Source organism: Amycolatopsis sp. MEPSY49 (assembly GCF_051337345.1).
Lineage (GTDB): Bacteria > Actinomycetota > Actinomycetes > Mycobacteriales > Pseudonocardiaceae > Amycolatopsis.
The window spans coordinates 352350-374426 of the sequence record NZ_JBDLYJ010000002.1 but is presented as its reverse complement, the minus strand read 5'-3'; the positions used below and the strand labels follow the sequence as shown (position 1 = coordinate 374426).

Below are 22077 nucleotides of genomic sequence, written 5' to 3'. Positions count from 1 at the left end.
CGATGAAGACACTGCTGCGCGGCGGCATGGTGGTCAGCATGGATCCGGCGCTCGGGGACCTTCCCCGCGGCGACGTGCTCATCGAGGACGGCCGGATCGCCGCCATCGGCGCCGCGCTCGACGTCGACGCCGAGATCGTCGACGCGACGGGGAAGATCGTGCTGCCCGGGTTCGTCGACACACATCGGCACACCTGGCAGACGGCGTTCCGCGGCCTCGGCGCGGACTGGACGTTCGACCAGTACCGCGTCGCCGCACACGGCATGCTCAAGCCCCACTACCGACCGGAAGACGTCTACCTGGGCAACCTCCTCGGCCGCCTCGAAGCCCTGAACTCCGGCGTCACGACCGTGCTCGACTGGTTCCACTGCGCCCTCCACCCGGAGAACGCCGACGCCGCGATCGCCGGGCTGGGCGACGCACCCGGCCACTCGATCTTCTGCTACGGCGCCGACGGGCCGGACATCGCGCCGGAAATCCGGCGGGTGCGCAAGCTGCTACCGGGCGACGACATGGTGCTGGGCCTGCGCGGGCCGGTGATTTCCACAATGGACGAAACCGCCGCGGATGTCGCGCTGGCACGGGAACTCGGGCTGCCGGTGAGCATGCACGTCCACGGCACCGGTGGCTGGCCGCACGGAGACCGGCCGATCGCCGGGATGCGGGACCGCGGGCTGCTCGACGAGCGCACCACCGTCGTGCACGGCAACGACCTGTCCGACGACCAGCTCGTGATGCTGGCCGAGGCGGGGTCTTCGGTGTCAGTCAGCCCGGACGTCGAGCTGAAGATGGGCTTCGCGCCGCCGGTGACCGGCCGGGCCCTCGCCGCCGGCATCCGCCCGACGTTGTCGGTCGACAACTGCCTGTCCGCCGGTGGTGACCTGTTCGGCGCCATGCGCACGGCACTGGCCGCCGAGCGAGGCGGCGTCACGGCTCGGGACGTCCTCGAGTTCGCCACCGTGGACGGCGCCCGGGCCTGCGGGCGCACCAGCGGCCGCCTCGCCGTCGGCCTCGACGCCGACCTCGTCCTGCTGGACGCCGAGGATCTCTCGGTCTTCCCCGTCGGCGACCCGGTCCGCACCGTCGTCAGCGCCGGTCACCCCGGGCTGGTCGACAGCGTCTACGTCGCCGGGAAGGCGGTCAAACGGCACGGGCGCCTGCTCGACGTCGACCTATCGCCGTTGCGTGCGCGGCTCCTGGAGTCACGCGAGCGGATCGCCGCGGCCGCCGGCGTTTCCTGGACTCCCTAGGAAGCCGACGTCACGCGGTAGACGTCGTAGACGCCTTCCACGCCGCGGACCACCTTGAGGACGTGACCGAGGTGCTTCGGGTCGCCCATCTCGAACGAGAACCGGCTGACCGCGACCCGGTCGCGGGACGTGGTCACCGAGGCCGACAGGATGTTGACCTTCTCGTCGGCCAGCACCTTCGTCACGTCGGAAAGGAGCCGGTGCCGGTCGAGCGCCTCGACCTGGATGGCCACCAGGAACACCGAAGAAGCCGAGGGCGCCCACTCGACCTCGACCAGCCGCTCGGGCTGGGACTGCAGGTCGCCGGCGTTCGTGCAGTCGGTGCGGTGCACCGAAACACCGCCGCCGCGGGTCACGAAACCGAGGATCTCGTCGCCGGGCACCGGGGTGCAGCAGCGGGCCAGCTTCGCCCAGACGTCGCTGGCGCCCTTGACGACGACGCCGACGTCGTTGGAACCCCGGCGCCGGGTGACCGTGGACGGCGTGGCCCGCTCGGCGAGCTCCTCCTCCGCCGCGTCGACGCCGCCGATCAGCGCGACCAGCCGCTGCACGACGTGCTTCGCGCTGGTGTGGCCCTCGCCGACCGCCGCGTAGAGCGACGAGATGTCGGCGTGGCGCAGCTCGGTGGCGACCGCGCCCATCGACTCCGCGGAGACCAGCCGCTGGATCGGCAGCCCGACCTTGCGGATCTCCTTGGTGATGGCTTCCTTGCCGCCTTCGATCGCCTCGTCGCGGCGTTCCTTGGCGAACCACTGCCGGATCTTGGCGCGCGCCTTCGGCGAGCCGGCGAACTGCAGCCAGTCGCGCGACGGCCCCGCGTTCTCCGCCTTGGACGTGAAGATCTCGACGACTTCGCCGTTTTCCAGCTTGCGTTCGAGCGCGACCAGGCGGCCGTTGACGCGGGCGCCGATGCAGCGGTGCCCGACCTCGGTGTGCACGGCGTAGGCGAAGTCCACCGGAGTCGAGTCGACCGGCAGCGTGATGACGTCACCCTTGGGCGTGAACACGAAGATCTCGCGCGAAGCCAGCTCGTAGCGCAGCGACTCGAGGAAGTCGCCCGGGTCCGCCGCTTCCCGCTGCCAGTCGAGGAGCTGGCGCATCCACGCCATCTCGTCGACGTCCATGGCGTTGCCGGTGTGCGTGCCCTTGGTTTCCTTGTAGCGCCAGTGCGCGGCGATGCCGTACTCGGCGGTGCGGTGCATCTCATAGGTGCGGATCTGCACCTCGAGGGGCTTGCCGTCCGGGCCGATCACCGTGGTGTGCAGCGACTGGTAGACGCCGAACCGCGGCTGTGCGATGTAGTCCTTGAACCGGCCGGGCACCGGCTGCCACAGCGCGTGCACGACACCCATCGCGGCGTAGCAGTCGCGGACGTCCTCGACGAGGATCCGCACGCCGACCAGGTCGTGGATGTCGTCCAGGTCGCGGCCGCGGACGATCATCTTCTGGTGGATCGAGTAGTAGTGCTTCGGCCGGCCCTCGACCTTCGCGGTGATCCGCGACGACACGAGGTTGCTCGTCAGGTCGGTGATGACCGACCGCAGGTAGATGTCGCGCGAGGGCGCGCGGTCGGCGACCAGGCGGACGATCTCGTCGTACTTCTTCGGCTGGAGAATGGCGAACGCGAGGTCCTCCAGCTCCCACTTCACCGTGGCCATGCCGAGCCGGTGCGCGAGCGGGGCGAGGACTTCCAGGGTCTCGCGAGCCTTGCGGGCCTGCTTCTCGGGCGGCAGGAAGCGCATGGTGCGCATGTTGTGCAGCCGGTCGGCGAGCTTGATGACCAGCACCCGGGGGTCCTTGGCCATCGCGATGACCATTTTGCGGATGGTCTCGGCCTCGGCGGAGGTGCCGAGCTTGACCTTGTCCAGCTTGGTGACGCCGTCGACGAGCTCGGCGACCTTCTCGCCGAAGTCGGCCTTCAGGCTCTCGACGGCGTAGCCGGTGTCCTCGACCGTGTCGTGCAGCAGAGCCGCGACCAGAGTCGTGGTGTCCATGCCCAGCTCGGCGAGGATGGTGGCGACGGCGAGCGGGTGGGTGATGTAGGGGTCACCGGACTTGCGCCGCTGGTTCCGGTGCAGCTCCTCGGCGACGTCGTAGGCGCGCTGGAGCAGCCCGAGATCGGCGTTGGGGTGCAGCTCGCGGTGGATGACGGCCAGGGGTTCGAGGACCTGCTTGACCGGAGCGGCGCGCTGCGCGGTGATCCGCCGGGCGAGGCGCGCCCGGACCCGCCGGGTCGCGGACGGGTTCGGCGCCGCACCGTTCGGCCTGGGCGGCTGGGCCGCCGCCTGCCCGTTCTGCTGGGCGCCCTCTTTCGCGGGCACCGCGGCGTCGAGCTCCTGGCTCACCCGCACCTCCTGCTGCTCGTGCGGCCTTCGGAACACCAGGGTAGCCGTTGCGCCTCGCGGACCTGTGGGGTGCGCCCGTTCAGGGGGATACCGAGGTTCTGACCAGCGGGTTCGCCTCGGGGTGGGCCTCGCGGGTGGGCCTCGGGTAGGCCCATCACCCCGATGCCCGATTGTGACTACGGCCGGCAGTACCGCGTCAAGGCGGGAAAGCGTGCCTTGACCGGGCACCGCCGGCCGTGTTCTGGCTTCGGATCGGGGTGCTGGGGGCGGCCTGGGTGAGCGGCGGTGCGGGCTGACAGTCCGGCAACCCTCTCAGCAGGTCTTGAGTGCGTGGACGTTTCGGCCGCTCAGGACCTCGCGGCCGCCCAGCGCTGCCAGTTCCAGGACCACCGACACTCCGTCGACCACGGCTCCCGCGTCCTCCAGGAGCTTGCCCGTCGCCGCTACCGTGCCGCCCGTTGCCAGCACGTCGTCCAGGATCGCGATGCGCTGGCCCGGCTTCACCACGCCGGCCGGCAGCTCGACCGTTGCCGTGCCGTACTCCAGCGCGTAGTCCACCCGGCCCGCCACCTGCGGCAGCTTGCCCGGCTTGCGGATCAGCACCACGCCGAGGCCGCGGGCGTACCCGACGGCCGCGGCGAGGAGGAACCCGCGGGCTTCCACGCCCGCGAGCGCCTCGACACCGGGTTCCAGCGTTTCCGCCAGCGCGTCGGTCACGGCCTTGAACGCACCCGCGTCCGCGAAGAGCGGGCTCAGGTCGCGGAACAGCACGCCGGGCTCCGGGAAGTCCGGCACCTCGGCGATCAGGCCGAGGGCGTCGTCCAGCTCCACGTCAGCGCTTCCGCTTGCCCGCGGGCTTGCCGGACGGGCGCTGCTTCTGGATCCGGGCGGGGACGCTGGCCGCAGCCGCGTACGCCTTCTCCTTGCGCAGCTCCTTCGCCAGGGCGTCGTCGTCCCCGGCGTCGAAGTCCTCTTCGCCCGCGGCCCGGCGCTCCTGGGTGACGCGGCGCTGGCGGACCCGCTCGGCCTGCTGCGCGTACTTCGGGTCGCGCATCTTGAAGTCGACCAGCAGCGGCGTCGCCAGGGCGACCGACGACAGGACGCCGACCAGCGTACCGGTGAGCTGCACCAGCGCGAGGTCCTGCAGCGTGCCCGAGCCGAGCAGCACGTACCCGACGATCAGCAGGCCCAGGATCGGCAGCAGCGCGATGAACGCCGTGTTGAACGACCGCATCAGGGTCTGGTTGAGCGCCAGGTTGGCGGCCTCGCCGTAGGTGCGGCGGGTCAGCCCGAGCAGGCCGCGCGTGTTCTCGCGGACCTTGTCGAACACCACCACCGTGTCGTACAGCGAGAACCCGAGGATCGTCAGCAGGCCGATCACGGTCGCCGGGGTGACTTCGAAGCCGATCAGCGAGTACACGCCGGCGGTGACGAGGATGTCGTGCAGCAGCGAGACGAGCGCCGCCGCGGCCATCCGCAGGTCGAAGTAGATCGCCAGGAAGATGACCACCGCGACGAGGAACACGCCGAGCGCGATCAGCGCCTTCTGCGAGATCTCACCGCCCCAGGACGCGCTCACCGCGCTGTCGCTGATCGCCTGCGCGCTGGGCTGGCCGTTGGTGCCCTTCGGCCCCAGGTCCTGGAACAGGCCCTGCTTGACCTTCGCGACGTCGGCCGCGTTCAGCGTGTCGGTGCGGATCTGGATGGTCGACGCCGCGCCGGTGCCGACCTTCTGCGCCTCGGCCGCCGGGCGGCCGAGTGCCTTCTCGAACGAGTCCTTCGCCTGCTGCTCGGTGATCACGCCGTGCGTGCCGTTGGCCGGCATCTGGATCTGCGTGCCGCCCTCGAACTCGATGCCGAGGTTGAACCCGCGGATGACCATCGACGCGAGGCAGACCAGCACCAGCGCGCCGAAGAAGAGGTACCAGCGCTTGCGCTTGCCGACGACGTCGAAGGCGCCCGTCCCGACGTAGAGCCGGTGGAAGACGCTCTCCCTCTTGCCGGGCTTGGCGGCCGCCTTGGTGTTGCCTTCGGCGTCCGTGCCCAGTTCTTCGACCCCCACGTCAGGCCTCCTTCACGTTCGCGCGGCCGACCGAGGTCGACTTCTTACGCTGCGAACCCACTTGCTGCACGGCGCCGAGGCCCAGGTGCCTCGGATTGGACAGGAACGCGTTCTTGGACGTGGACACCATGGCCACCAGCGGGTGCGTCACCAGGTACACGACCACCAGGTCGAGCACCGTGGACATGCCGAGGGTGAACGCGAAGCCCTGGACGTCGCCGACCGCGATGACGTACAGGATGGCCGCGGCCAGGAAGCTCACCGCGTCCGAAGCCAGGATGGTGCGCCGGGCGCGGACCCAGCCGCGCGGCACCGCGGACCGGAACGTCCGGCCCTCCCGGATCTCGTCTTTCAGCCGTTCGAAGTAGATGACGAACGAGTCCGCCGTGATGCCGATCGCGATGATCAGGCCGGCGATGCCCGCGAGGTCCAGCGTGTAGCCGATCCAGCGGCCGAGCAGCACCAGCACGGCGAACACCAGCGCGCCGGACAGGGCCAGCGACAGGATGGTGAGCACACCGAGCAGCCGGTAGTAGAACAGGCAGTAGATGAAGACCACCAGCAGGCCGATGCCGCCGGCGATGAGCCCGGCCTGCAGCGAGGCCAGGCCGAGGGTCGCCGACACCGTGGTCGCGTCCGAGGACGCGAACGACAGCGGCAGCGAGCCGTACTTGAGGATGTCCGAGAGGTCCTTCGCCTCGGCCTGGGTGAACTTGCCGGTGATCTGGGTGTTGCCGTCGACGATGGCCACCTGGATGTTCGGCGCGGACACGACCTGCGTGTCGAGCACGAACGCCGCCTGCTGGTTGACGTTCTTCGTCGTGAAGTCCGCCCAGATCTTGGTGCCCTCGCTCTTGAAGCTGAGGTTCACCACCCACTGGCCGTTCTGCGTGTTGTAGCTCGAGTTCGCGTCGGCGATCTCGGTGCCCGGCAGGAACTCCGGCTCGAGCAGGTACTTGTACGTGTCGTGGTCACCGCAGGCGACCAGCGGCAGCTTCGGGTCGTCGTTGCCCTCGAGGGGGTCCTTGGCGTTCGGCGCGCAGGTGAGCGACGCCATCGCCTTCGCGACGAGCTCCTGGTTCGGCTGGCCGTCGGCGCCGATCAGGTCCTTGTTCTGGCGGACCGCCTTCGCGGCTTGGATCTCCTGCGCGGTCTGCGCGTCCACCGAGCCGTCCGAGGGGGCCGGGGCCTGGCTCGACGGCGGCGGCGTGGCGCTGCTGCTCGGCGGGGCCGGCGTGGTGCTCTGCTGCGGCGCGAGGGCGCCCGCGGCACCGCCACCACCGGCGGCCGGGCTCGACGGCGGCGCGCTCGACGAAGCGGGCGGCGCGGAGCTGCTCGGCGCGCCCGAGGTCGGCGCACCGGAGGTCGGGGTGCCGGTGGCCGGCGGCGGGGTCGTGGTCTGCGGCGGCACGACCGGCTGGGTCGCGTTCGCGACGACCTTGCGGAAGCCGAGCTTCGCGGTCTTGCCCAGGTTCTTCGCCTGGTCGCCCTGCTCGCCGGGGACGGTGATGACGACGTTGTTGCCGTCGAGGAGGACCTCGGTGCCGCTGACGCCGATCCCGTTGACGCGGCGCTCGATGATCTGGCGCGCCTGGTTCAGGGATTCCCGGGTGGGCTGGCCGCCGTCGGGGGTGCGGGCGGTGAGCGTGACCCGGGTGCCGCCTTGCAGGTCGATGCCCAGCTTCGGGGTCGGCTTGTGGTTGCCGGTGAGGAACACCAGCGCGTACAGCACGATCACGATCAGGGCGAAGAAGGCGAGATAGCGTCCCGGGCGGAGATGCCCGGCCGATGATGCCACGGTGCTTCGGTCTCCTCGGACTGGGTTGCCCCAACTATGCGGTGCCCGCCCGGAGGGTTACCGGGAGGGACTGTGTGCGATTCACTCCCGGGCACGGGTATGACGGCGGACACGCACGCAGCACCGAGACAGTACTCGGTGCTGCGTGAGCCCGGCGTGCGAGGCCACACCGACTTTCGTCGGGCGTTTCCCCGGCCCGCCCCAGGGTGCCGCGGGGGGCCTACTTCTTGCCGTGCTCCAGCGGCGGGGCGACCTGAGCCGTGGTCTGCGGCTCCTCGTCCTTGATGCCGGAACTCGTCTCGATGATCGACTCCTCGGCGGGGGCCTCCGCCTCGTCCGCGGTGTCCTCGTCGGTCTCGACGACCGGCTCGACCTTTTCGCGGACCGCCAGCCGCAGCCAGGTGGTGACGACGCCCGGCGCGATCTCGATGTCGATCGTGTTGTCGCCCGAAGCGTCGGCGACGGTGCCGTAGAGACCGGAAGTGGTCATCACGCGGTCACCGGGCGCCAGGCTGCTCTGCAGTTCCTGCTGCGCGGCCTGCTGCTTCTTCTGCTTCCGCGTGCTCATCACCAGCGGCACGGCGAGGACGAGCACGAGCAGCAGGGGCAGCAATAGCTGTTGCATGATTCTCCGTTCGACGGACACCGGGCCCAGCCGAAATGTCCGGTTTTTGGGTATGTGCTCCTGTCAAGTGTGCCAGGTACCAGCGCGGACGCCAGCACCCACCCGCCGGTTCGGGCCGTTCAGTCCTGCTCGAACAGCGACGGCCCGCCCTGGTCCGGGCGCCCCGGGAGGTCCGCGGGGGGCACCATGCCGAGGTGTTCCCACGCGGTCGCGGTGGCGACCCGGCCGCGCGGGGTGCGGGCGAGCATACCGGCGCGCACGAGGTAGGGCTCACACACCTCTTCCACGGTGGTCGCCTCCTCCCCCACGGCCACCGCCAGGGTCGAGATGCCGACCGGCCCGCCGCCGAACGACCTGGTCAGCGCGGTGAGCACGGCCCGGTCGAGCCGGTCGAGACCCAGCTCGTCGACGTCGTAGACGGCCAGCGCGGCACGGGCGACGTCGCGGGTCACCTTGCCGTCGGCGCGGACCTCGGCGTAGTCGCGGACGCGCCGCAGCAGCCGGTTCGCGATCCGGGGCGTGCCACGCGAGCGGCCGGCGATCTCGGCGCAGCCGTCGCGGTCGATCGGGATCTCGAGGATCGTCGCCGCGCGGCGGACGACCAGCTCCAGCTCGGCGTCGGTGTAGAACTCCATCTGCCCGGTGAAGCCGAACCGGTCGCGCAGCGGGCCGGTCAGCGAACCCGACCGCGTGGTCGCCCCGACCAGCGTGAACGGGGCGATCTCGAGCGGGATGCTGGTCGCGCCCGGGCCCTTGCCGACGACGACGTCGACCCGGAAGTCCTCCATCGCGAGGTACAGCATCTCCTCGGCGGGGCGGGCGATCCGGTGGATCTCGTCGATGAACAGGACGTCGCCCGGCGCCAGGTTGGACAGCATCGCGGCGAGGTCGCCCGCCCGTTCCAGCGCGGGACCCGACGTGATCCGGATGGCCGCGCCCAGCTCGGCGGCGACGATCATCGCCATCGACGTCTTGCCCAGCCCGGGCGGGCCGGAGAGCAGGACGTGGTCGGGCGGCACGCCGCGGCGGCGCGCGCTCTCCAGCACCAGCTCCAGCTGCTCGCGCACGCGCGGCTGGCCGACGAACTCGTCGAGCTTGCGGGGCCGCAGCGTGCCCTCGACGTTTTCTTCGCCGGTCTGAGCCCACGCCGAGAGGGCTTCTTCTTCCTCCACGGCTTCATACTCCACGGCCGCGCCTACCGCTTCCGGCCGAGGGTGGCCAGCGCCGCACGCAGCACGCTCGCCGTCGTGTGGCCGTCACCGTCGGCGAGGACCTTGTCCACCGCCTGTTCGGCCTGCTTGGCCGGGAACCCGAGGCCGGCCAGCGCCTCGACGACCTCCGAGCGCACCGCGCCGGGCGCGGTGACCGCCGGCGCGTCGCCGGAGCCGAGCGCGGTGACCTTGTCGCGCAGTTCGAGGGTGAGCCGCTCGGCGCCCTTGCGGCCGATGCCGGGCACCGAGGTCAGCACGGTGATGTTGCCTTCGACCAGCGCGGCGCGCAGCTTGTCGGGGTCCAGCACGGCGAGGGTGGCCAGCGCGAGCCGCGGCCCGATCCCGGACACCGTCTGCAGCAGCCCGAACAGCTCGCGCGCGTCGGCGTCGGCGAAGCCGAACAGCGTCAGCGAGTCCTCGCGCACGACCAGGGCGGTGTGCAGGCGGGCCTCTTCGCCGCGGCGGAGGGTGGCCAGCGTCGCCGGGGTGGCCTGCACGGCGAAGCCGACCCCGCCGACCTCGACCACGACGTGGTCGAGACCGACCGACAGGACTTCTCCGCGTACCGACGAGATCATCGCGCTGCTCCAGGGTTCTTGGCTTGTTTCGCGGCCGCGGCGAGGCGGGCTTTGTGCGTGCGGGCCATTTCGGCCGCCCGGGCTTCGGCTTCGGCGAGCCGGGCCCGCATCGGCTCGCGCCAGAGGTGGCAGATGGCCAGGGCGAGGGCGTCCGCGGCGTCGGCGGGCTTCGGCGCGACTTCGAGGTTCAGCAGGCGCATCACCATGGCGGTGACCTGCGCCTTGTCCGCCCGGCCGGAGCCGCTGACCGCGGCCTTCACCTCGCTCGGCGTGTGGAAGACGACCGGCAGGCCCCGGCGCGCGGCGGCCAGGGCGACGACGCCGCCGGCCTGCGCGGTGCCCATCGCGGTCCGGACGTTGTGCTGGGCGAAGACGCGCTCGACGGCGACCGCGGCCGGCTTGTACTTGTCCATCCACCGCTCGACCTCGTCCGAGATGCCGAGCAGGCGGTGGGCCAGGTCGGCGTCGGCCGGCGTCCGCACGACGTCGACGGCGACGCACCGGACGGCCCGGCCCTTGCCGCCGTCGACCACCCCCAGGCCGCACCTGGTCAGACCGGGGTCGACCCCGAGCACCCGCACCCGTTTCTTCCTTCCCGCCGCGAACACCAGTTCGAGCTACGAGGCTACTGGGCGCGCCTGCGGCAGGATGGCAGACATGCCGGAGCCGTCGGATTTCGTCACCCACCTGGGGCTGACGCCCTTGCCGGTCGAGGGCGGGCGGTGGGCGCAGAGCTGGCGCTCGGCCGCCGGGTCCGCGATCTACTACCTGCTCGCCGCGCCGGAGCGCTCGGCCCCGCACCGGCTGGACCGCACCGAGGTCTGGGTGCACCACGCGGGGGCGCCGGCCGCGATGCTGCTGCTGCACCCGGACGGTTCGGTCGAGCGGCCGGTGCTGGGCACCGACGTCGCCGCCGGCGAGCGGCCGCAGGTCGTCGTGCCGGCCGGGACGTGGCAGGCCGCGGTCTCGCGCGGTCCGTGGAGCTTGCTGGGCACGGTCGTGGTGCCGCCGTATACGGACGACTGCGTGGAGTTCGCGCTGCCTTCCGAGCTTGCCGAGCGGTACCCGGACGCGGCCGCCGACCTGCGGGAGTTCTAGGGGCCGTCGACGCCGGGGGTCCAGCTCTCGGGGTCGCCGCTCTCGGTCAGCACCGGCTGCCAATGCGCGAAGCCCTCGGGGGCGTCCGGGTGCCAGGGGAACTTGCCCTCCGGCGTCGCGACGATCAGCTGCAGCGCCGGGAAGTCGCCGTCCGGGTAGATCAGGAAGGCCGTGCCGAAGTACTCGGGGTAGTGGCCCTTGTTGACGCGCTCGAGGACGACCGGGACGCCTTCGAAGAAGTCGTCGTAGCGGCGGCCGACCTCGAAGATCTCGCCGTTGGCCGCGCGGTCGACGTAGGCGTCGAGCAGCACCTGGCCCATCTGGTCGGGCAGCCCGACGACGACGGCTTCCGGCACGTGGTGCAGGGCCCACGCGCAGGCGGTGAAGCAGTAGCCGGCGCCCTCGTCGTCCCCGGCGACCGTGATGACCGCGTTGCCGCGTTCCTTCGCCTGCGTCTCGATCCATTCGATGAGGCGCAGGTCTTCGGCGGACAGTTCGGCGGTGATGTCGGCGGAGGCGGGGGTCGTCGAGGTCACGGCGCACATTCTGCCTGACGAGCCGGAAAGAGCACAGGGCCCGGGCCGGAAAGTTTCCGGCCCGGGCCCTGATTCCTTGCGGTGAAAGGGAAAACTCAGCCGACTTCGGCGAGCACCTCGTCCGAAACGTCGAAGTTCGCGTAGACGTTCTGGACGTCGTCGCAGTCTTCGAGCGCGTCGATCAGCTTGAAAACCTTCTTCGCGCCGTCGGCGTCCAGCGGGACGCTGACGGTCGGGAGGAACGTCAGCTCCGCCGACTCGTACTCGAAGCCGGCCTCCTGCAGGGCCTTGCGCACCGGCACCAGGTCGCCGCCCTCGGAGACGATTTCGAAGCTCTCGTCCAGGTCGTTGACCTCTTCGGCGCCCGCGTCGAGGACCGCCATGAGGACGTCGTCCTCGGTGGCACCGGCCTTCGGCATGAGCACGACGCCCTTGCGGTTGAACATGTAGGCGACCGAGCCCGGGTCGGCGAGGGAGCCGCCGTTGCGGGTGAGCGCGGTGCGGACCTCCATCGCGGCGCGGTTCTTGTTGTCGGTGAGGCACTCGATCAGCACGGCCACGCCGTTGGGGCCGTAGCCCTCGTACGTGATGTTCTGCCAGTCGGCGCCGCCGGCCTCTTCACCGGCGCCGCGCTTGCGGGCGCGCTCGATGTTGTCCTGCGGGACCGAGTTCTTCTTGGCCTTCTGGATGGCGTCGTAGAGCGTCGGGTTGCCATCCGGGTCGCCACCACCGGTGCCCGTGCGGGCGGCCACCTCGATGTTCTTGATCAACCGCGCGAAGAGCTTGCCGCGCTTCGCGTCGAGGTTGGCCTTCTTGTGCTTCGTGGTGGCCCACTTGGAGTGGCCGCTCATCTCTCCTCCATCTGTTCCGTACCCCGGCCGGGCACCGCGTCTCAGGCTGCCTTCCGCGCGAGGTCGACGAACAGCCGGTGCACCCGCACGTCGGGCGTCAGCTCCGGGTGGAACGCGGTCGCCAGCACCGCCCCCTGCCGGACCGCGACGATCCTAGCGGTGTCGCCGTCCACGCCGGGCACGCCGGGCACGCCGCTGACGGTGGCCAGCACCTCGACGCCGTCACCGGCCTTCTCGACCCACGGGGCCCGGATGAAGACGGCGTGCACGTCGCCGTCGACCCCGGCGAAGTCGAGGTCCGCCTCGAAGGAGTCGACCTGCCTGCCGAAGGCGTTCCGCCGCACGACGACGTCGAGGCCGCCGAGCTGCTGCTGGTCGGGCCGCCCGTCGAGGGTCTGCCGGGCCAGCAGGATCATCCCGGCGCACGAGCCGAAGGCGGGCATGCCCTCGGCGATCCGCGCTTTGAGCGGTTCCAGCAGCTCGAAGCTCTCCAGCAGCCGCGACATGGTGGTCGACTCGCCACCGGGCAGCACCAGACCGTCCACTTCGGACAGCTCCCCGGCCCGCCGCACCGGCACGGCGCGCGCACCGGCTTCTTCCAGCATGGCGACGTGCTCCCGCACGGCGCCTTGCATGGCGAGCACACCGATGACCGGTTCCGACGACACCCGACCTCCCGAAAGACCTTCCCACCAGCCTAGACGCTCTCACGTGACCAGTCCCCGGCAGGTCAGCCCCGGTCCCGCCGGGCAGCCGGCCGGCCCGCACCCGCCGCCGCAGACGTCATGAAAGAGTCGTTCACCGCGCCCAACGCCAGGGCTCCGGCAAAGTCAGGTCAGCGCGGCCGATCCGGTCGCCCGCACGCCATGAACGGGTCGTTCACCTCGTCAGACGACATGAACGACCCTTTCATGACATTCGCCGCGACGCCGGGCAGACCGCGCGGCCACGACTTTGCCGGAGCCCTGTCGCCCAACGCCCTGAAAGAGTCGTTCATGACAGCCGGCTCCACCCCGCCGCCAATGGCTCAGGGCACGCCCGCCAACCGCAACAGCGCCGCCGTCGCCGCCGCGGCCACCACCACCAGTACGAACGGCGCCTTCCGCCACGCCAGCACCCCCGCCACCAGCACCCCCACCGGCCGGGCGAAGCCGGCGAACCCGTGCCCCTCCGTCAACGCGCTCACCGCGACCAGCGCCGCCAGCAGCACCACCGCCGCCAGCGCCATCAACCTCTCCGCCCGCGGCGACAGCTTCACGCGGCTGCGCAGCACCGGCCCGGCGAACCGGAACGCGAACGTCCCCAGCGCCAGCACCGCCGTGCCGACCAGCAGCTCCACCCCGTCCATCAGCCCACCTCCTGCAGTTCCGGCTCCTTCGCCAAGGCCCCCACGACGACGCCCGCCAGCGCGAGCAGCACCGGCAGCCCGGCCGGCAGGAACGGCGTCGCGGCCAGCGCCACCACCACCCCGACCAGCACCGGCAACCGCGCCGCCCGGTCGCGCAGGGACGGCAGCACCAGGGCCAGCAGCACCGCCGGGAACGCCGCGTCCAGGCCGAACACGTCCGTGTCGCTGATCGCCGTCCCCGCGAACGCGCCGGCGACCACGCCGAGGTTCCAGCAGACGAACAGGCCGGTCCCGCACGCCCAGTACGCCGCCCGCCGCCGGCCGGCCTCGCGCTGGGCCAGGGCGAACGCCACCGACTCGTCGATCATCAGGTGGCTGCCCGCCAGCCGGGCGGCCCACCGCTCGCCCAGCACGTCGCCGATCGCGAAACCGAACGGCAGGTGCCGCGCGTTCGCCAGCAGTCCCGCGAGCACCGCGGCGAACGGGTTGCCGCCCGCGGCCACGATCCCGATGAACATGAACTGCGACGCGCCGGCGAAGACCAGCAGCGACATCAGCATCGGCAGCCACAGCGGGAAGCCCGAACTCACCGCGATGGCCCCGTAGGACACCCCCACGAGACAATCGGCCAAGCAGACCAAGCCGATGTCGCGGGCCAGGCCCCGGTCGAGTGTTCGCCAGATCGAACGCATGTGTTCTATGGTGAACACAGGGACCCGTGTTCGTCAAGGCGAACAGAACGACCGATGGAGCGAACAGCAATGTCGCAGGAAACGACGGGCGCGCCGCTGGAGATCATCGCGGCGTCCCTGCGTCGCGAACGGACCCGCGCGGGCTTGTCCCTGACGGAGGTCGCGCGCCGCGCCGGGCTGGCCAAGTCGACGCTGTCCCAGCTCGAGTCCGGCACCGGCAACCCCAGCGTCGAGACGCTCTGGGCGCTCGGCGTCGCCCTCGACGTCCCGTTCTCGCGGCTGGTCGAACCCGAACGGCCGAAGGTCCGCGTCATCCGGGCGGGCAAGGGCCCGACGGTGTTCGCCGAACACGCCGACTACGCGTGCACGCTGCTGTCGGCCTGTCCCCCGTCCGCGCGGCGGGACATGTACCTCATCCGGGCCGAACCCGGGACGCCGCGGCGGTCCGACCCGCACATGACCGGCGTGATGGAGCACATCGTGCTGTGCGCGGGCCGCGCCCGGGTGGGCGTGCTGGAGGCGCCGGAGGAGCTGAACCCCGGCGACTACATCTCCTACCCGGGCGACGTCCCGCACATCTTCGAAGCCCTCGAGCCGGGCACTTACGGCGTCGAGATCTCCGAGTACGTCTGAACCGTCACCAGCCGCGCTCGGCGAGGCGGTGCGGCTCCGGGAGCTCCTCGACGTTGATGCCGACCATGGCCTCGCCCAGGCCGCGCGAGACCTTGGCGAGCACGTCCGGGTCGTCGTAGAACGTCGTCGCCTTGACGATCGCCTCGGCGCGCTGGGCCGGGTTGCCGGACTTGAAGATGCCCGAGCCGACGAACACGCCCTCCGCGCCGAGCTGCATCATCATCGCCGCGTCGGCCGGGGTGGCGATGCCGCCCGCGGTGAACAGCACGACCGGCAGCTTGCCGGCCTGCGCGACCTCGCGAACCAGCTCGTACGGCGCCTGCAGCTCCTTGGCCGCGACGAACAGCTCGTCCTCGGGCAGGTTCTGAAGGCGGCGGATCTCCTGGCGGATCTTGCGCATGTGCGTGGTCGCGTTGGAGACGTCGCCGGTGCCGGCCTCGCCCTTGGAGCGGATCATCGCCGCGCCTTCGGTGATCCGGCGCAGGGCCTCGCCCAGGTTGGTCGCACCGCAGACGAAGGGGACGGTGAACGCCCACTTGTCGATGTGGTTGGCGTAGTCGGCCGGGGTGAGCACCTCGGACTCGTCGATGTAGTCGACGCCGAGGGACTGCAGCACCTGCGCCTCGACGAAGTGGCCGATGCGGGCCTTCGCCATCACCGGGATCGAGACGGTCTCGATGATGCCGTCGATCAGGTCGGGGTCGCTCATCCGCGCGACGCCGCCTTGGGCGCGGATGTCGGCGGGGACGCGCTCCAGCGCCATGACCGCGACCGCGCCGGCGTCTTCGGCGATCTTGGCCTGCTCGGCGGTGACCACGTCCATGATCACGCCGCCCTTGAGCATCTCGGCCATGCCGCGCTTCACCTTGGCGGTGCCGGTGACGGACTGGACGGTGCCACTGGTGGCGGTGGTCTGCTGCTCGGACACGACGAGGCCTTTCGACGCGAAATCGGGGGGTACGCGTCCGAGGGTAGGTCCGTGGTGGCCCCTTCAAGCAGGCCAGTACGCGGGTATCTCAGGAGTCCACTTCCAGCACCCCCGCCACCAGGACTTCCGCGGCCCGCGTGCGTGCGTAGAGCACGTGACGTCCGGCACGGTGCCCGCTGACCAGGCCCGCGGCCTTCAGGACGCCCAGGTGCTGCGACACCGCCCCGGCGCTGAGCCGGGTCCGGCGGGCGAGCTCGGCGGTGGACGCCGGCGCGGTCAGCTCGGTCAGCAGCATGGCCCGGCCGCGCCCGATCACCGCGGCCAGCGCGCCGGGCGCGGCGGCGGTGCCGGTCTCCCACAGCGTGGCGATCCCGCGCGGCGGGTAGCGCAGCACCGGCTGCCACCGCGGGTCGGTCTTCGAGAACACCCGCGGCCAGACGAACGCCGAGGGCACGAGCACCAGGCCGCGCCCGTCGAGCGGCACGGCCGCGTGCAGGTGGCGGTGGGCGACCGTGAGCGTCCCGGCCTGCCAGCGGACCAGCGGCGTCAGGTCGTTGAACAGCTCCGCGGCCCCGCCCTGGGCCAGCATCCGCGACCGGTGCAGCACGTCGGCCTCGAGCAGCGCGCGGATCCGCGGCCAGTCGGGGGCGAGCACGAGGTCCCAGTACCGCTCCATCAGCGTCGCGAGCCGGTCGAGCCCCGCCTCGGGCTCGCGGTGGAAGCGGTTCAGCGCGGGCGTGCGCGGCCCGGCCATCGCGTCCAGCTCGCGCCGGACGACGCGGGGCGGCACGTCGCGCAGGTCCGCGAGCTCGTCGGCGAGCTCGGGCAGCGGCGTCGACGGCGTGGCGGCCAGGAAACCGGGCAGGTGCCGCAGCGGGACGAGGTCGCGCAGCAGCCCGATGTCCAGCCCGGCCCCGGCGAGCGCGGCGGTGGCGCGCTTGACCCACGGCAGGTGCAGCGCGTGCTCCCCCGGCTGGTTCAGGACGCGGACGCTCGCCACGACCTCCCACGCCGGGGAGAACGCGAACCGGGTGTGCGCCAGGTCCTCTGTGGAGAATGCCAGGTCGAGCACGCGCTGCCTCTCTGCCGGAAAGTTCGCGCAGTCTAAGTCTCTCCGATGTGGACAGTCGAGCGGGGCGCCGAAAGCCCTTGCGGGAAAGCGAAAATTCCTCGCGGGTCATACTTCCGGGCGACCGCGAGCAGCCGCGGCAGGTTGACCCCGTAGTACGCCTCCGCCCAGTGCGGCATCTCCGGATCGAGGTAGTTGACGTAGCCGGTGCGGCCGAACTCCGGCCCGAGCCCGTCGCGCACGGCGGCGAGCGACCGCCGCGCGCCGGCCTCGCCGCCTTCCCCGGGCGCCGCGCCGTGCAGGAACTGGAGACTGGCGAGCGCGCTCCGGTACGGAAACGCCGTTTCCCGGGCGCCGACGCGCGCGATGGCGCCGCCCGCCGAGTCCACGATCGTGCGGACACCCGGGTCGCGCGTCAGCACGCCGACGACCGCGCCCGGGTCGGCGAGCGGCCGGGTCAGCATCCGCGAGGTGCCGATGTACGTCCCCCGGTCCGCGGCCGCCGACGGCCGGGACTCCTGGTCGTCGAACGACCGCATGGCCGTCAGGTGGTCCTCGACGGTCTCGTCCCACTTGGTCGGCGCCGTGCCGACGCGGCGGACGAGGTCTTCCAGCAGCGCGTGCATCCGGGCCCGGGGCCCGAGGAACGTGCCGCCGAGCGAAGCTTCGTTCCAGGCCAGCCCCATCCCCGACCACAGCTCGTCCGGCGCCGCCGGCTGCCACTCCTGCCAGGCCGCGAGCAGCGCGGCCCCGGCGGCGGGCGGGAACTGGAGGGCGAAGGTGGCGACGTCGGCGACCGGCACCGTCCGGAAGGTGAAGCCGGTGACGATCCCGAAGTTCCCGCCACCGCCACCGCGCAGCGCCCAGAACAGGTCCGGTTCGGCGGTCGCCGACACCGTCCGCACCCGCCCGTCGGCCGTGACGATCCGCACCGCTTCGAGGTGGTCGCACGTCAGCCCGTACTTGCGGTCGAGCACGCCGACCCCGCCGCCGAGGGCGAGCCCGGCGATGCCGACCGTGCCGCAGCTGCCCGCCGGCAGGACCCGGCCGGCCGCGGCGAGCGTCGTCGAAATCGGGCCCAGCCGGGCCCCGGCGCCGATCACCGCGCGGCCGTCCGCGCGCACCTCGATCCCGGAAAACCGGCTCAGGTCCACGACGATCCCGCCGTCCACTGTGGAATAGCCCGGGTAGCTGTGCCCGCCGCTGCGGGCGGCCACCGGCAGCCGGTGCCGCGCGGCGAAGCCGACGGCCTCCTGGACGTCCTCGACGCGCGCGGCGCCGACGACGGCGGCCGGCATCCGGTCGTCGTACATCGTGAAGAAACCCTGCTTGGCCTCGGGGTAGCCGGGGTCGCCCGGCCGGAAGAGCGGCCCCGAGAGCCGCCTCCGGAGCCGCTCCCAGTCGTCGGGCGGCGGCCACCCCGCCAGGCCCGCCACCGGCACCGCTCCGGAAACCCGCAAAAAGGTCCGCCTGTCCACGTCACTCCCCCTGCCCCGTGTCCCCCGGGCATTCGGCTGGTCCCGGGGGCCCTGCCTTGCCGTGACCAGGGTAGCGGGTGTGTGATCGAGGACACATCCCGTACACCAGCCGTTCGCCGAGGAGTCGTCATGGCAGACAAACAAGCCAAGAACGCCGACACCGGGGCCGCCGTCGCTGTGGACGACCCCGCCAAGGTCCGCAACGTCGTGCTCGTCGGCCCGTCCGGCTCGGGGAAGACGACCCTCACGGAGGCCTTGCTCGCGGCGTCCGGCACCGTCCCGCGCGCGGGCTCGGTGGTCGAGGGGACGACGGTGTGCGACCACGACCCGGCGGCGGTGCGCCAGCAGCGGTCGGTCGGCCTCTCGGTCGCGCCGGTGCTGCACCAGGGCCACAAGATCAACCTGATCGACACGCCCGGGTACGCCGATTTCGTCGGGGAACTGCGGGCCGGGCTGCGCGCGGCCGACGCGGCGCTGTTCGTCGTCTGCGCCGCCGAAGGCGTCGACGCGGCGACGGTCGCGGTGTGGGAAGAGTGCGCGGCGGTCGGGATGCCGCGCGCGGTCGTCGTCTCCCGGCTCGACCACCACCGGGCCGACGCGATGGCCGAGATCGCCGCCTGCCGGGCCGCGTTCGGCGACGGCGTGCTGCCGCTGTACCTGCCCGCCGGCGACGGCCTGGTCGGGCTGATCACCCAGCGGTACTTCGACTACTCCGGCGGGCACCCGCCGAAGCTCGGCGAGCCGGACCCGGCCGACCTCGAGCGGATGGCCGAGGCCCGCAACGAGCTGATCGAAGGGATCATCGCCGAGAGCGAGGACGAGTCCCTGATGGACCGCTACCTCGCCGGCGAGGAGATCGCCGAGGAGACCCTCATCGCCGACCTCGAAACCGCCGTCGCGCGCGGGTCGTTCCACCCGGTGATCCCGGTGTGCGCGACCAGCGGGATCGGCCTGGCCGAGGTGCTCGACGGGATCGTCCGCGCGTTCCCCTCGCCCCTGGAGCACAAGCCGCCCGACGTCACCACGCCGGACGGCGCGGAGCACGCCGCCATCACCGCCGACCCCGCGGGCCCCCTCGCCGCGGAGGTCGTCCGGACGGCCGTGGACTCCTACGTCGGCCGGGTGTCCCTCGTCCGGGTGTTCTCCGGGACGCTGCGGCCCGAGCGGCCGGTGCACGTGTCCGGGCACGGCCTCGCCGAACGCGGCCACGAGGACCACGACGCCGACGAGCGCGTCGCGCACCTCTACTCCCCGCTCGGCGCGAACCTGCGCGAAGTGCCCTACTGCGTCGCGGGCGACCTCTGCGCGCTGACGAAGGTCGGCTCGGCCGAGACCGGTGACACCGTCTCCTCGCCCGACGAGCCGCTGCTGATGGAACCGTGGGCCATGCCGGAGCCGCTGCTGCCGGTCGCGGTGGTCGCGAAGACCCGCAGCGACGAGGACACCTTGGCGCGCAACCTTTCCCGTCTGGTCGCCGGCGACCCGACGCTGCGGCTGGACCGCAACGCCGAGACCGGCCAGCTGGTGCTGTGGTGCATGGGCGAGGCCCACGCCGACGTCGTCCTCTCGCGGCTGCGGGCCGGCGGCGCGGACGTCGAGACCGAACCGGTGAAGGTCAGCCTGCGCTCGACGTTCACCAAGCCGGCCAAGGGACACGGGCGGCACGTGAAGCAGTCCGGCGGGCACGGCCAGTTCGCCGTCTGCGACATCGAGGTCGAGCCGCTGCCGCGCGGCGGCGGGTTCCAGTTCGTCGACAAGGTCGTCGGCGGCTCGGTGCCCCACCAGTTCATCCCGAGCGTCGAGAAGGGCGTGCGGGCCCAGCTGCAGAAGGGACTGGCCGACGGCCACCCGGTGGTCGACGTGAAGGTGACGCTGGTCGACGGGAAGGCCCACAGCGTCGACTCCTCCGACGCGGCGTTCCAGACCGCGGGTGCGCTCGCGCTGCGCGAAGCCGCGGCGACCGGGCACATCACGATGCTGGAGCCCCTGGAGGAAGTGGCGATCCGGTTGCCGGACGAGCACCTCGGCACGGTGCTGGGCGACCTGTCCTCGCGCCGGGGCCGGGTGCTGGGCACCGAGGCGGGCGACGGCGGCCGGACGGTGATCCGGGCGGAGGTCCCGGCGACGGAACTGGTGCGCTACCTGATCGACCTGCGCTCGATGACGTCGGGCACGGCGACGTTCACCCGCCGCCACGCGCGCTTCGAGCCGATGCCGGAAGGGATGGCGGTCCGCTGAACGTCAGAAGTCGAAGCCGCCCGGGCGGCCGTTGCGGTCGGCCAGGAGGCCGGCCAAGGTCGCGATCGCGATCTCCGCCGGCGTGCGCGAGCCGATGTTGAGGCCGACCGGCCGGTGTACGCGGGCGATGTCGTCGTCGGTCACCCCCAGGCCCCGCAGCGCGGCCACGTGCGGGCCGGGGTGACGCGGGTTGCCGAGCACGCCGATCCAGCGCGGGTTGCCGCCGAGCGCCGCCTTCAGCACCTCGCCGAGCTCGGGGCGGTGGTGGTCGGTGACGACGACGTCCGCCGACGCGTCCAGCGGCGGCAGCGTCGTGGCCGCCTCGATGCCGTCGGGGACGTCGGTGGCGCGCGCGGCGTCCGGCTCGAACAGCGCCACGTGGTAGCCGAGGTCGCGGGCGAACTTCAGCAGGTACCGCGAAACCGGCGACGCGAACACCGCCACCAGGGTCCGCACACCGGGGTCCGCCTCGGCCGTGCCGTGGGCGACGTCGCAGGTCTCGCTCATGCCGCCCAGTCTGTCAGCCGCCGCCCTGTTCGCCCACCGTCACGCGGAACTGCCACAGGTCCGTCTTGCCCTTCACCAGCACCAGGTACCCGTCGCTGACGCGCAGCACGACCCGGCTCTGCGGCGACGACGGCCGCGGCGGCCGGTGCTGCTTGGCGAGCAGGTACGCCTCCCCGAACGCGGTGTCGCGGTCCGCGTACGCCGCCGCGTCGGCGACGCCCCAGCCCCGGCCGTCACCCAGGCCGCCCTGCTCTTCGATGACCACCCACCACGTACTCATGCCGCTCCGACGCGGGCGGGCCGTCGCGGGTTTCAGATCTCTTCGAGCACGCTCAGCCGGAAGTGGAACGTCGAGGTCCGGCCCTCGACGATCACCAGGTACCCGCCGGGACCGCGCAGGACCTTCCGCGACTTCGGCGACCACGGGTAGGCCGGCTCGTACTCGCGGGCCAGCCGCAGCGCCTCGGTCTCGGCGGTCTCCCGGTCGGCGAACGAAAACTGCTCGGACAGCGACCAGTTCCGCTCGGAGCCGCGCTGCTCCTCGACGACCACCCACCAGCTCATTCCGGTGCCGTCACGGTCTCGCCGAGCGTCACGCGGAAGTGGAACGTCTGGGTGCGCCCGGTCGCGATCACCAGGTAACCGTCACCGACGCGCAGGACCTTGCGCTCCTTGACCCCCGACGGGTGGACGGGTTCGTGCTCGAACGCGAGCCGCCGCGCCACCTCGTCGGCGTGGGCGCGGTCGCCGCCCGCCGGCTTCGTCTTCGTGACGTTCCAGGCGCGCGCGTCCCCGCCGCCGCGCTGCTCTTCGACGACCACCCACCACAT

General features: G+C 72.0%; 24 protein-coding genes. 4 read left to right on the top strand and 20 right to left on the bottom strand.

Annotation, left to right across the window (positions count from 1 at the left end; translation table 11 throughout):
• Positions 1 to 2 precede the first annotated feature (2 nt).
• Positions 3 to 1250 carry an amidohydrolase family protein gene (locus ABFJ78_RS10840; protein WP_436385754.1) on the top strand — a complete coding sequence of 416 codons (1248 nt, stop codon included), beginning with the start codon at positions 3 to 5 and terminating at the stop codon, positions 1248 to 1250.
• On the opposite strand, the gene ABFJ78_RS10835 is transcribed toward ABFJ78_RS10840, so the two are convergent.
• The 8 genes from ABFJ78_RS10835 to ruvC form a co-directional block, all read right to left on the bottom strand.
• Entirely contained in the window at positions 1247 to 3595 is a 2349-nt protein-coding gene (locus tag ABFJ78_RS10835) for a RelA/SpoT family protein (RefSeq protein ID WP_436385753.1), read from the bottom strand. The two genes, ABFJ78_RS10840 and ABFJ78_RS10835, sit on opposite strands and share 4 nt — an antisense overlap.
• Before the next feature lie 312 nt (positions 3596 to 3907).
• Positions 3908 to 4426 (bottom strand): adenine phosphoribosyltransferase, encoded by a 519-nt coding sequence (locus ABFJ78_RS10830; RefSeq protein WP_436385752.1) that lies wholly within the window; start codon positions 4424 to 4426, stop codon positions 3908 to 3910.
• Position 4427: 1 nt separating this feature from the next.
• Positions 4428 to 5657, bottom strand: a complete 1230-nt coding sequence (gene secF / locus ABFJ78_RS10825) for a protein translocase subunit SecF (RefSeq protein WP_436385751.1) — start codon at positions 5655 to 5657, stop codon at positions 4428 to 4430.
• Position 5658: 1 nt separating this feature from the next.
• Positions 5659 to 7455: a protein translocase subunit SecD gene (secD, locus tag ABFJ78_RS10820; RefSeq protein WP_436385750.1), complete on the bottom strand. Its 1797-nt coding sequence runs from the start codon at positions 7453 to 7455 to the stop codon at positions 5659 to 5661.
• Between the two features lie 220 nt (positions 7456 to 7675).
• The gene (gene yajC / locus ABFJ78_RS10815; protein ID WP_436385749.1) at positions 7676 to 8080 is read right to left on the bottom strand and encodes a preprotein translocase subunit YajC; all 405 of its coding nucleotides are present in this window, start codon (positions 8078 to 8080) and stop codon (positions 7676 to 7678) included.
• Positions 8081 to 8199: 119 nt separating this feature from the next.
• The gene (gene ruvB / locus ABFJ78_RS10810) at positions 8200 to 9267 is read right to left on the bottom strand and encodes a Holliday junction branch migration DNA helicase RuvB (RefSeq protein ID WP_436385748.1); all 1068 of its coding nucleotides are present in this window, start codon (positions 9265 to 9267) and stop codon (positions 8200 to 8202) included.
• An 8-nt stretch (positions 9268 to 9275) separates the two neighbouring features.
• Complete coding sequence (ruvA, locus tag ABFJ78_RS10805; RefSeq protein ID WP_436385747.1) at positions 9276 to 9869, bottom strand: Holliday junction branch migration protein RuvA; 594 nt, start codon at positions 9867 to 9869, stop codon at positions 9276 to 9278.
• Positions 9866 to 10450: a crossover junction endodeoxyribonuclease RuvC gene (ruvC, locus tag ABFJ78_RS10800; protein WP_072478481.1), complete on the bottom strand. Its 585-nt coding sequence runs from the start codon at positions 10448 to 10450 to the stop codon at positions 9866 to 9868. The genes ruvA and ruvC overlap by 4 nt, the downstream gene beginning before the upstream one ends.
• A 76-nt stretch (positions 10451 to 10526) precedes the next feature.
• Here ruvC and ABFJ78_RS10795 point away from each other — a divergent pair, with 76 nt between their 5' ends.
• Positions 10527 to 10967, top strand: a complete 441-nt coding sequence (locus ABFJ78_RS10795) for a cupin domain-containing protein (RefSeq protein WP_436385746.1) — start codon at positions 10527 to 10529, stop codon at positions 10965 to 10967.
• Here ABFJ78_RS10795 and ABFJ78_RS10790 read toward each other — a convergent pair.
• The 5 genes from ABFJ78_RS10790 to ABFJ78_RS10770 all read right to left on the bottom strand — a co-directional run bounded on the left by ABFJ78_RS10790 (position 10964) and on the right by ABFJ78_RS10770 (position 14394).
• On the bottom strand, positions 10964 to 11512 hold the full coding sequence (locus ABFJ78_RS10790) for a DUF4262 domain-containing protein (RefSeq protein ID WP_436385745.1): 549 nt from the start codon (positions 11510 to 11512) through the stop codon (positions 10964 to 10966). The two genes, ABFJ78_RS10795 and ABFJ78_RS10790, sit on opposite strands and share 4 nt — an antisense overlap.
• 86 nt (positions 11513 to 11598) lie before the next feature.
• Positions 11599 to 12354: a YebC/PmpR family DNA-binding transcriptional regulator gene (locus tag ABFJ78_RS10785; RefSeq protein ID WP_364465841.1), complete on the bottom strand. Its 756-nt coding sequence runs from the start codon at positions 12352 to 12354 to the stop codon at positions 11599 to 11601.
• Positions 12355 to 12395: 41 nt separating this feature from the next.
• A complete protein-coding gene (pdxT, locus tag ABFJ78_RS10780; RefSeq protein ID WP_436385744.1) occupies positions 12396 to 13022 on the bottom strand; it encodes a pyridoxal 5'-phosphate synthase glutaminase subunit PdxT in 627 nt (208 codons plus the stop codon).
• Positions 13023 to 13381: 359 nt separating this feature from the next.
• The gene (locus ABFJ78_RS10775) at positions 13382 to 13702 is read right to left on the bottom strand and encodes an AzlD domain-containing protein (protein WP_436385743.1); all 321 of its coding nucleotides are present in this window, start codon (positions 13700 to 13702) and stop codon (positions 13382 to 13384) included.
• Positions 13702 to 14394, bottom strand: coding sequence for an AzlC family ABC transporter permease (locus ABFJ78_RS10770; RefSeq protein ID WP_436385742.1), 693 nt, complete (start codon positions 14392 to 14394; stop codon positions 13702 to 13704). Before ABFJ78_RS10770 ends, ABFJ78_RS10775 begins: the two co-directional genes overlap by 1 nt.
• Positions 14395 to 14463: 69 nt before the next feature.
• Between ABFJ78_RS10770 and ABFJ78_RS10765 the strand changes: the two genes are divergently transcribed.
• A complete protein-coding gene (locus ABFJ78_RS10765; protein WP_086675259.1) occupies positions 14464 to 15027 on the top strand; it encodes a helix-turn-helix domain-containing protein in 564 nt (187 codons plus the stop codon).
• A 4-nt stretch (positions 15028 to 15031) separates the two neighbouring features.
• On the opposite strand, the gene pdxS is transcribed toward ABFJ78_RS10765, so the two are convergent.
• The 3 genes from pdxS to ABFJ78_RS10750 form a co-directional block, all read right to left on the bottom strand.
• Positions 15032 to 15955: a pyridoxal 5'-phosphate synthase lyase subunit PdxS gene (gene pdxS / locus ABFJ78_RS10760; protein WP_436385741.1), complete on the bottom strand. Its 924-nt coding sequence runs from the start codon at positions 15953 to 15955 to the stop codon at positions 15032 to 15034.
• 88 nt (positions 15956 to 16043) lie between these two features.
• Positions 16044 to 17027, bottom strand: a complete 984-nt coding sequence (locus ABFJ78_RS10755) for a DUF5937 family protein (RefSeq protein ID WP_436385740.1) — start codon at positions 17025 to 17027, stop codon at positions 16044 to 16046.
• Between the two features lie 32 nt (positions 17028 to 17059).
• Positions 17060 to 18502, bottom strand: a complete 1443-nt coding sequence (locus ABFJ78_RS10750; RefSeq protein WP_436385739.1) for an FAD-binding oxidoreductase — start codon at positions 18500 to 18502, stop codon at positions 17060 to 17062.
• Positions 18503 to 18631: 129 nt separating this feature from the next.
• On the opposite strand from ABFJ78_RS10750, the gene ABFJ78_RS10745 reads away from it, so the two are divergent.
• On the top strand, positions 18632 to 20740 hold the full coding sequence (locus ABFJ78_RS10745) for an elongation factor G-like protein EF-G2 (RefSeq protein WP_436385738.1): 2109 nt from the start codon (positions 18632 to 18634) through the stop codon (positions 20738 to 20740).
• 3 nt (positions 20741 to 20743) lie between these two features.
• On the opposite strand, the gene ABFJ78_RS10740 is transcribed toward ABFJ78_RS10745, so the two are convergent.
• The 4 genes from ABFJ78_RS10740 to ABFJ78_RS10725 are packed head-to-tail and all read right to left on the bottom strand — an operon-like array spanning position 20744 to position 22077.
• Positions 20744 to 21247 (bottom strand): XdhC family protein, encoded by a 504-nt coding sequence (locus tag ABFJ78_RS10740; RefSeq protein WP_436385737.1) that lies wholly within the window; start codon positions 21245 to 21247, stop codon positions 20744 to 20746.
• Positions 21248 to 21260: 13 nt separating this feature from the next.
• Positions 21261 to 21527, bottom strand: a complete 267-nt coding sequence (locus ABFJ78_RS10735; RefSeq protein ID WP_436385736.1) for a hypothetical protein — start codon at positions 21525 to 21527, stop codon at positions 21261 to 21263.
• Between the two features lie 32 nt (positions 21528 to 21559).
• Positions 21560 to 21811 (bottom strand): hypothetical protein, encoded by a 252-nt coding sequence (locus ABFJ78_RS10730; protein ID WP_436385735.1) that lies wholly within the window; start codon positions 21809 to 21811, stop codon positions 21560 to 21562.
• Positions 21808 to 22077, bottom strand: coding sequence for a hypothetical protein (locus ABFJ78_RS10725; protein ID WP_125315201.1), 270 nt, complete (start codon positions 22075 to 22077; stop codon positions 21808 to 21810). The genes ABFJ78_RS10730 and ABFJ78_RS10725 overlap by 4 nt, the downstream gene beginning before the upstream one ends.

Bases quoted from the DNA above. Each gene is read 5' to 3' on its own strand.
- ABFJ78_RS10775 (WP_436385743.1), bottom strand. From the start codon at position 13,702: ATGGACGGGGTGGAGCTGCTGGTCGGCACGGCGGTGCTGGCGCTGGGG.
- ABFJ78_RS10725 (WP_125315201.1), bottom strand. From the start codon at position 22,077: ATGTGGTGGGTGGTCGTCGAAGAGCAGCGCGGCGGCGGGGACGCGCGC.
- ABFJ78_RS10740 (WP_436385737.1), bottom strand. From the start codon at position 21,247: ATGAGCGAGACCTGCGACGTCGCCCACGGCACGGCCGAGGCGGACCCC.
- ABFJ78_RS10730 (WP_436385735.1), bottom strand. From the start codon at position 21,811: ATGAGCTGGTGGGTGGTCGTCGAGGAGCAGCGCGGCTCCGAGCGGAAC.
- ABFJ78_RS10785 (WP_364465841.1), bottom strand. From the start codon at position 12,354: ATGAGCGGCCACTCCAAGTGGGCCACCACGAAGCACAAGAAGGCCAAC.
- yajC (WP_436385749.1), bottom strand. From the start codon at position 8,080: ATGCAACAGCTATTGCTGCCCCTGCTGCTCGTGCTCGTCCTCGCCGTG.
- ABFJ78_RS10735 (WP_436385736.1), bottom strand. From the start codon at position 21,527: ATGAGTACGTGGTGGGTGGTCATCGAAGAGCAGGGCGGCCTGGGTGAC.
- ABFJ78_RS10795 (WP_436385746.1), top strand. From the start codon at position 10,527: ATGCCGGAGCCGTCGGATTTCGTCACCCACCTGGGGCTGACGCCCTTG.
- ABFJ78_RS10770 (WP_436385742.1), bottom strand. From the start codon at position 14,394: ATGCGTTCGATCTGGCGAACACTCGACCGGGGCCTGGCCCGCGACATC.
- ABFJ78_RS10765 (WP_086675259.1), top strand. From the start codon at position 14,464: ATGTCGCAGGAAACGACGGGCGCGCCGCTGGAGATCATCGCGGCGTCC.
- ABFJ78_RS10840 (WP_436385754.1), top strand. From the start codon at position 3: ATGAAGACACTGCTGCGCGGCGGCATGGTGGTCAGCATGGATCCGGCG.
- ABFJ78_RS10790 (WP_436385745.1), bottom strand. From the start codon at position 11,512: ATGTGCGCCGTGACCTCGACGACCCCCGCCTCCGCCGACATCACCGCC.
- ruvA (WP_436385747.1), bottom strand. From the start codon at position 9,869: ATGATCTCGTCGGTACGCGGAGAAGTCCTGTCGGTCGGTCTCGACCAC.
- ABFJ78_RS10745 (WP_436385738.1), top strand. From the start codon at position 18,632: ATGGCAGACAAACAAGCCAAGAACGCCGACACCGGGGCCGCCGTCGCT.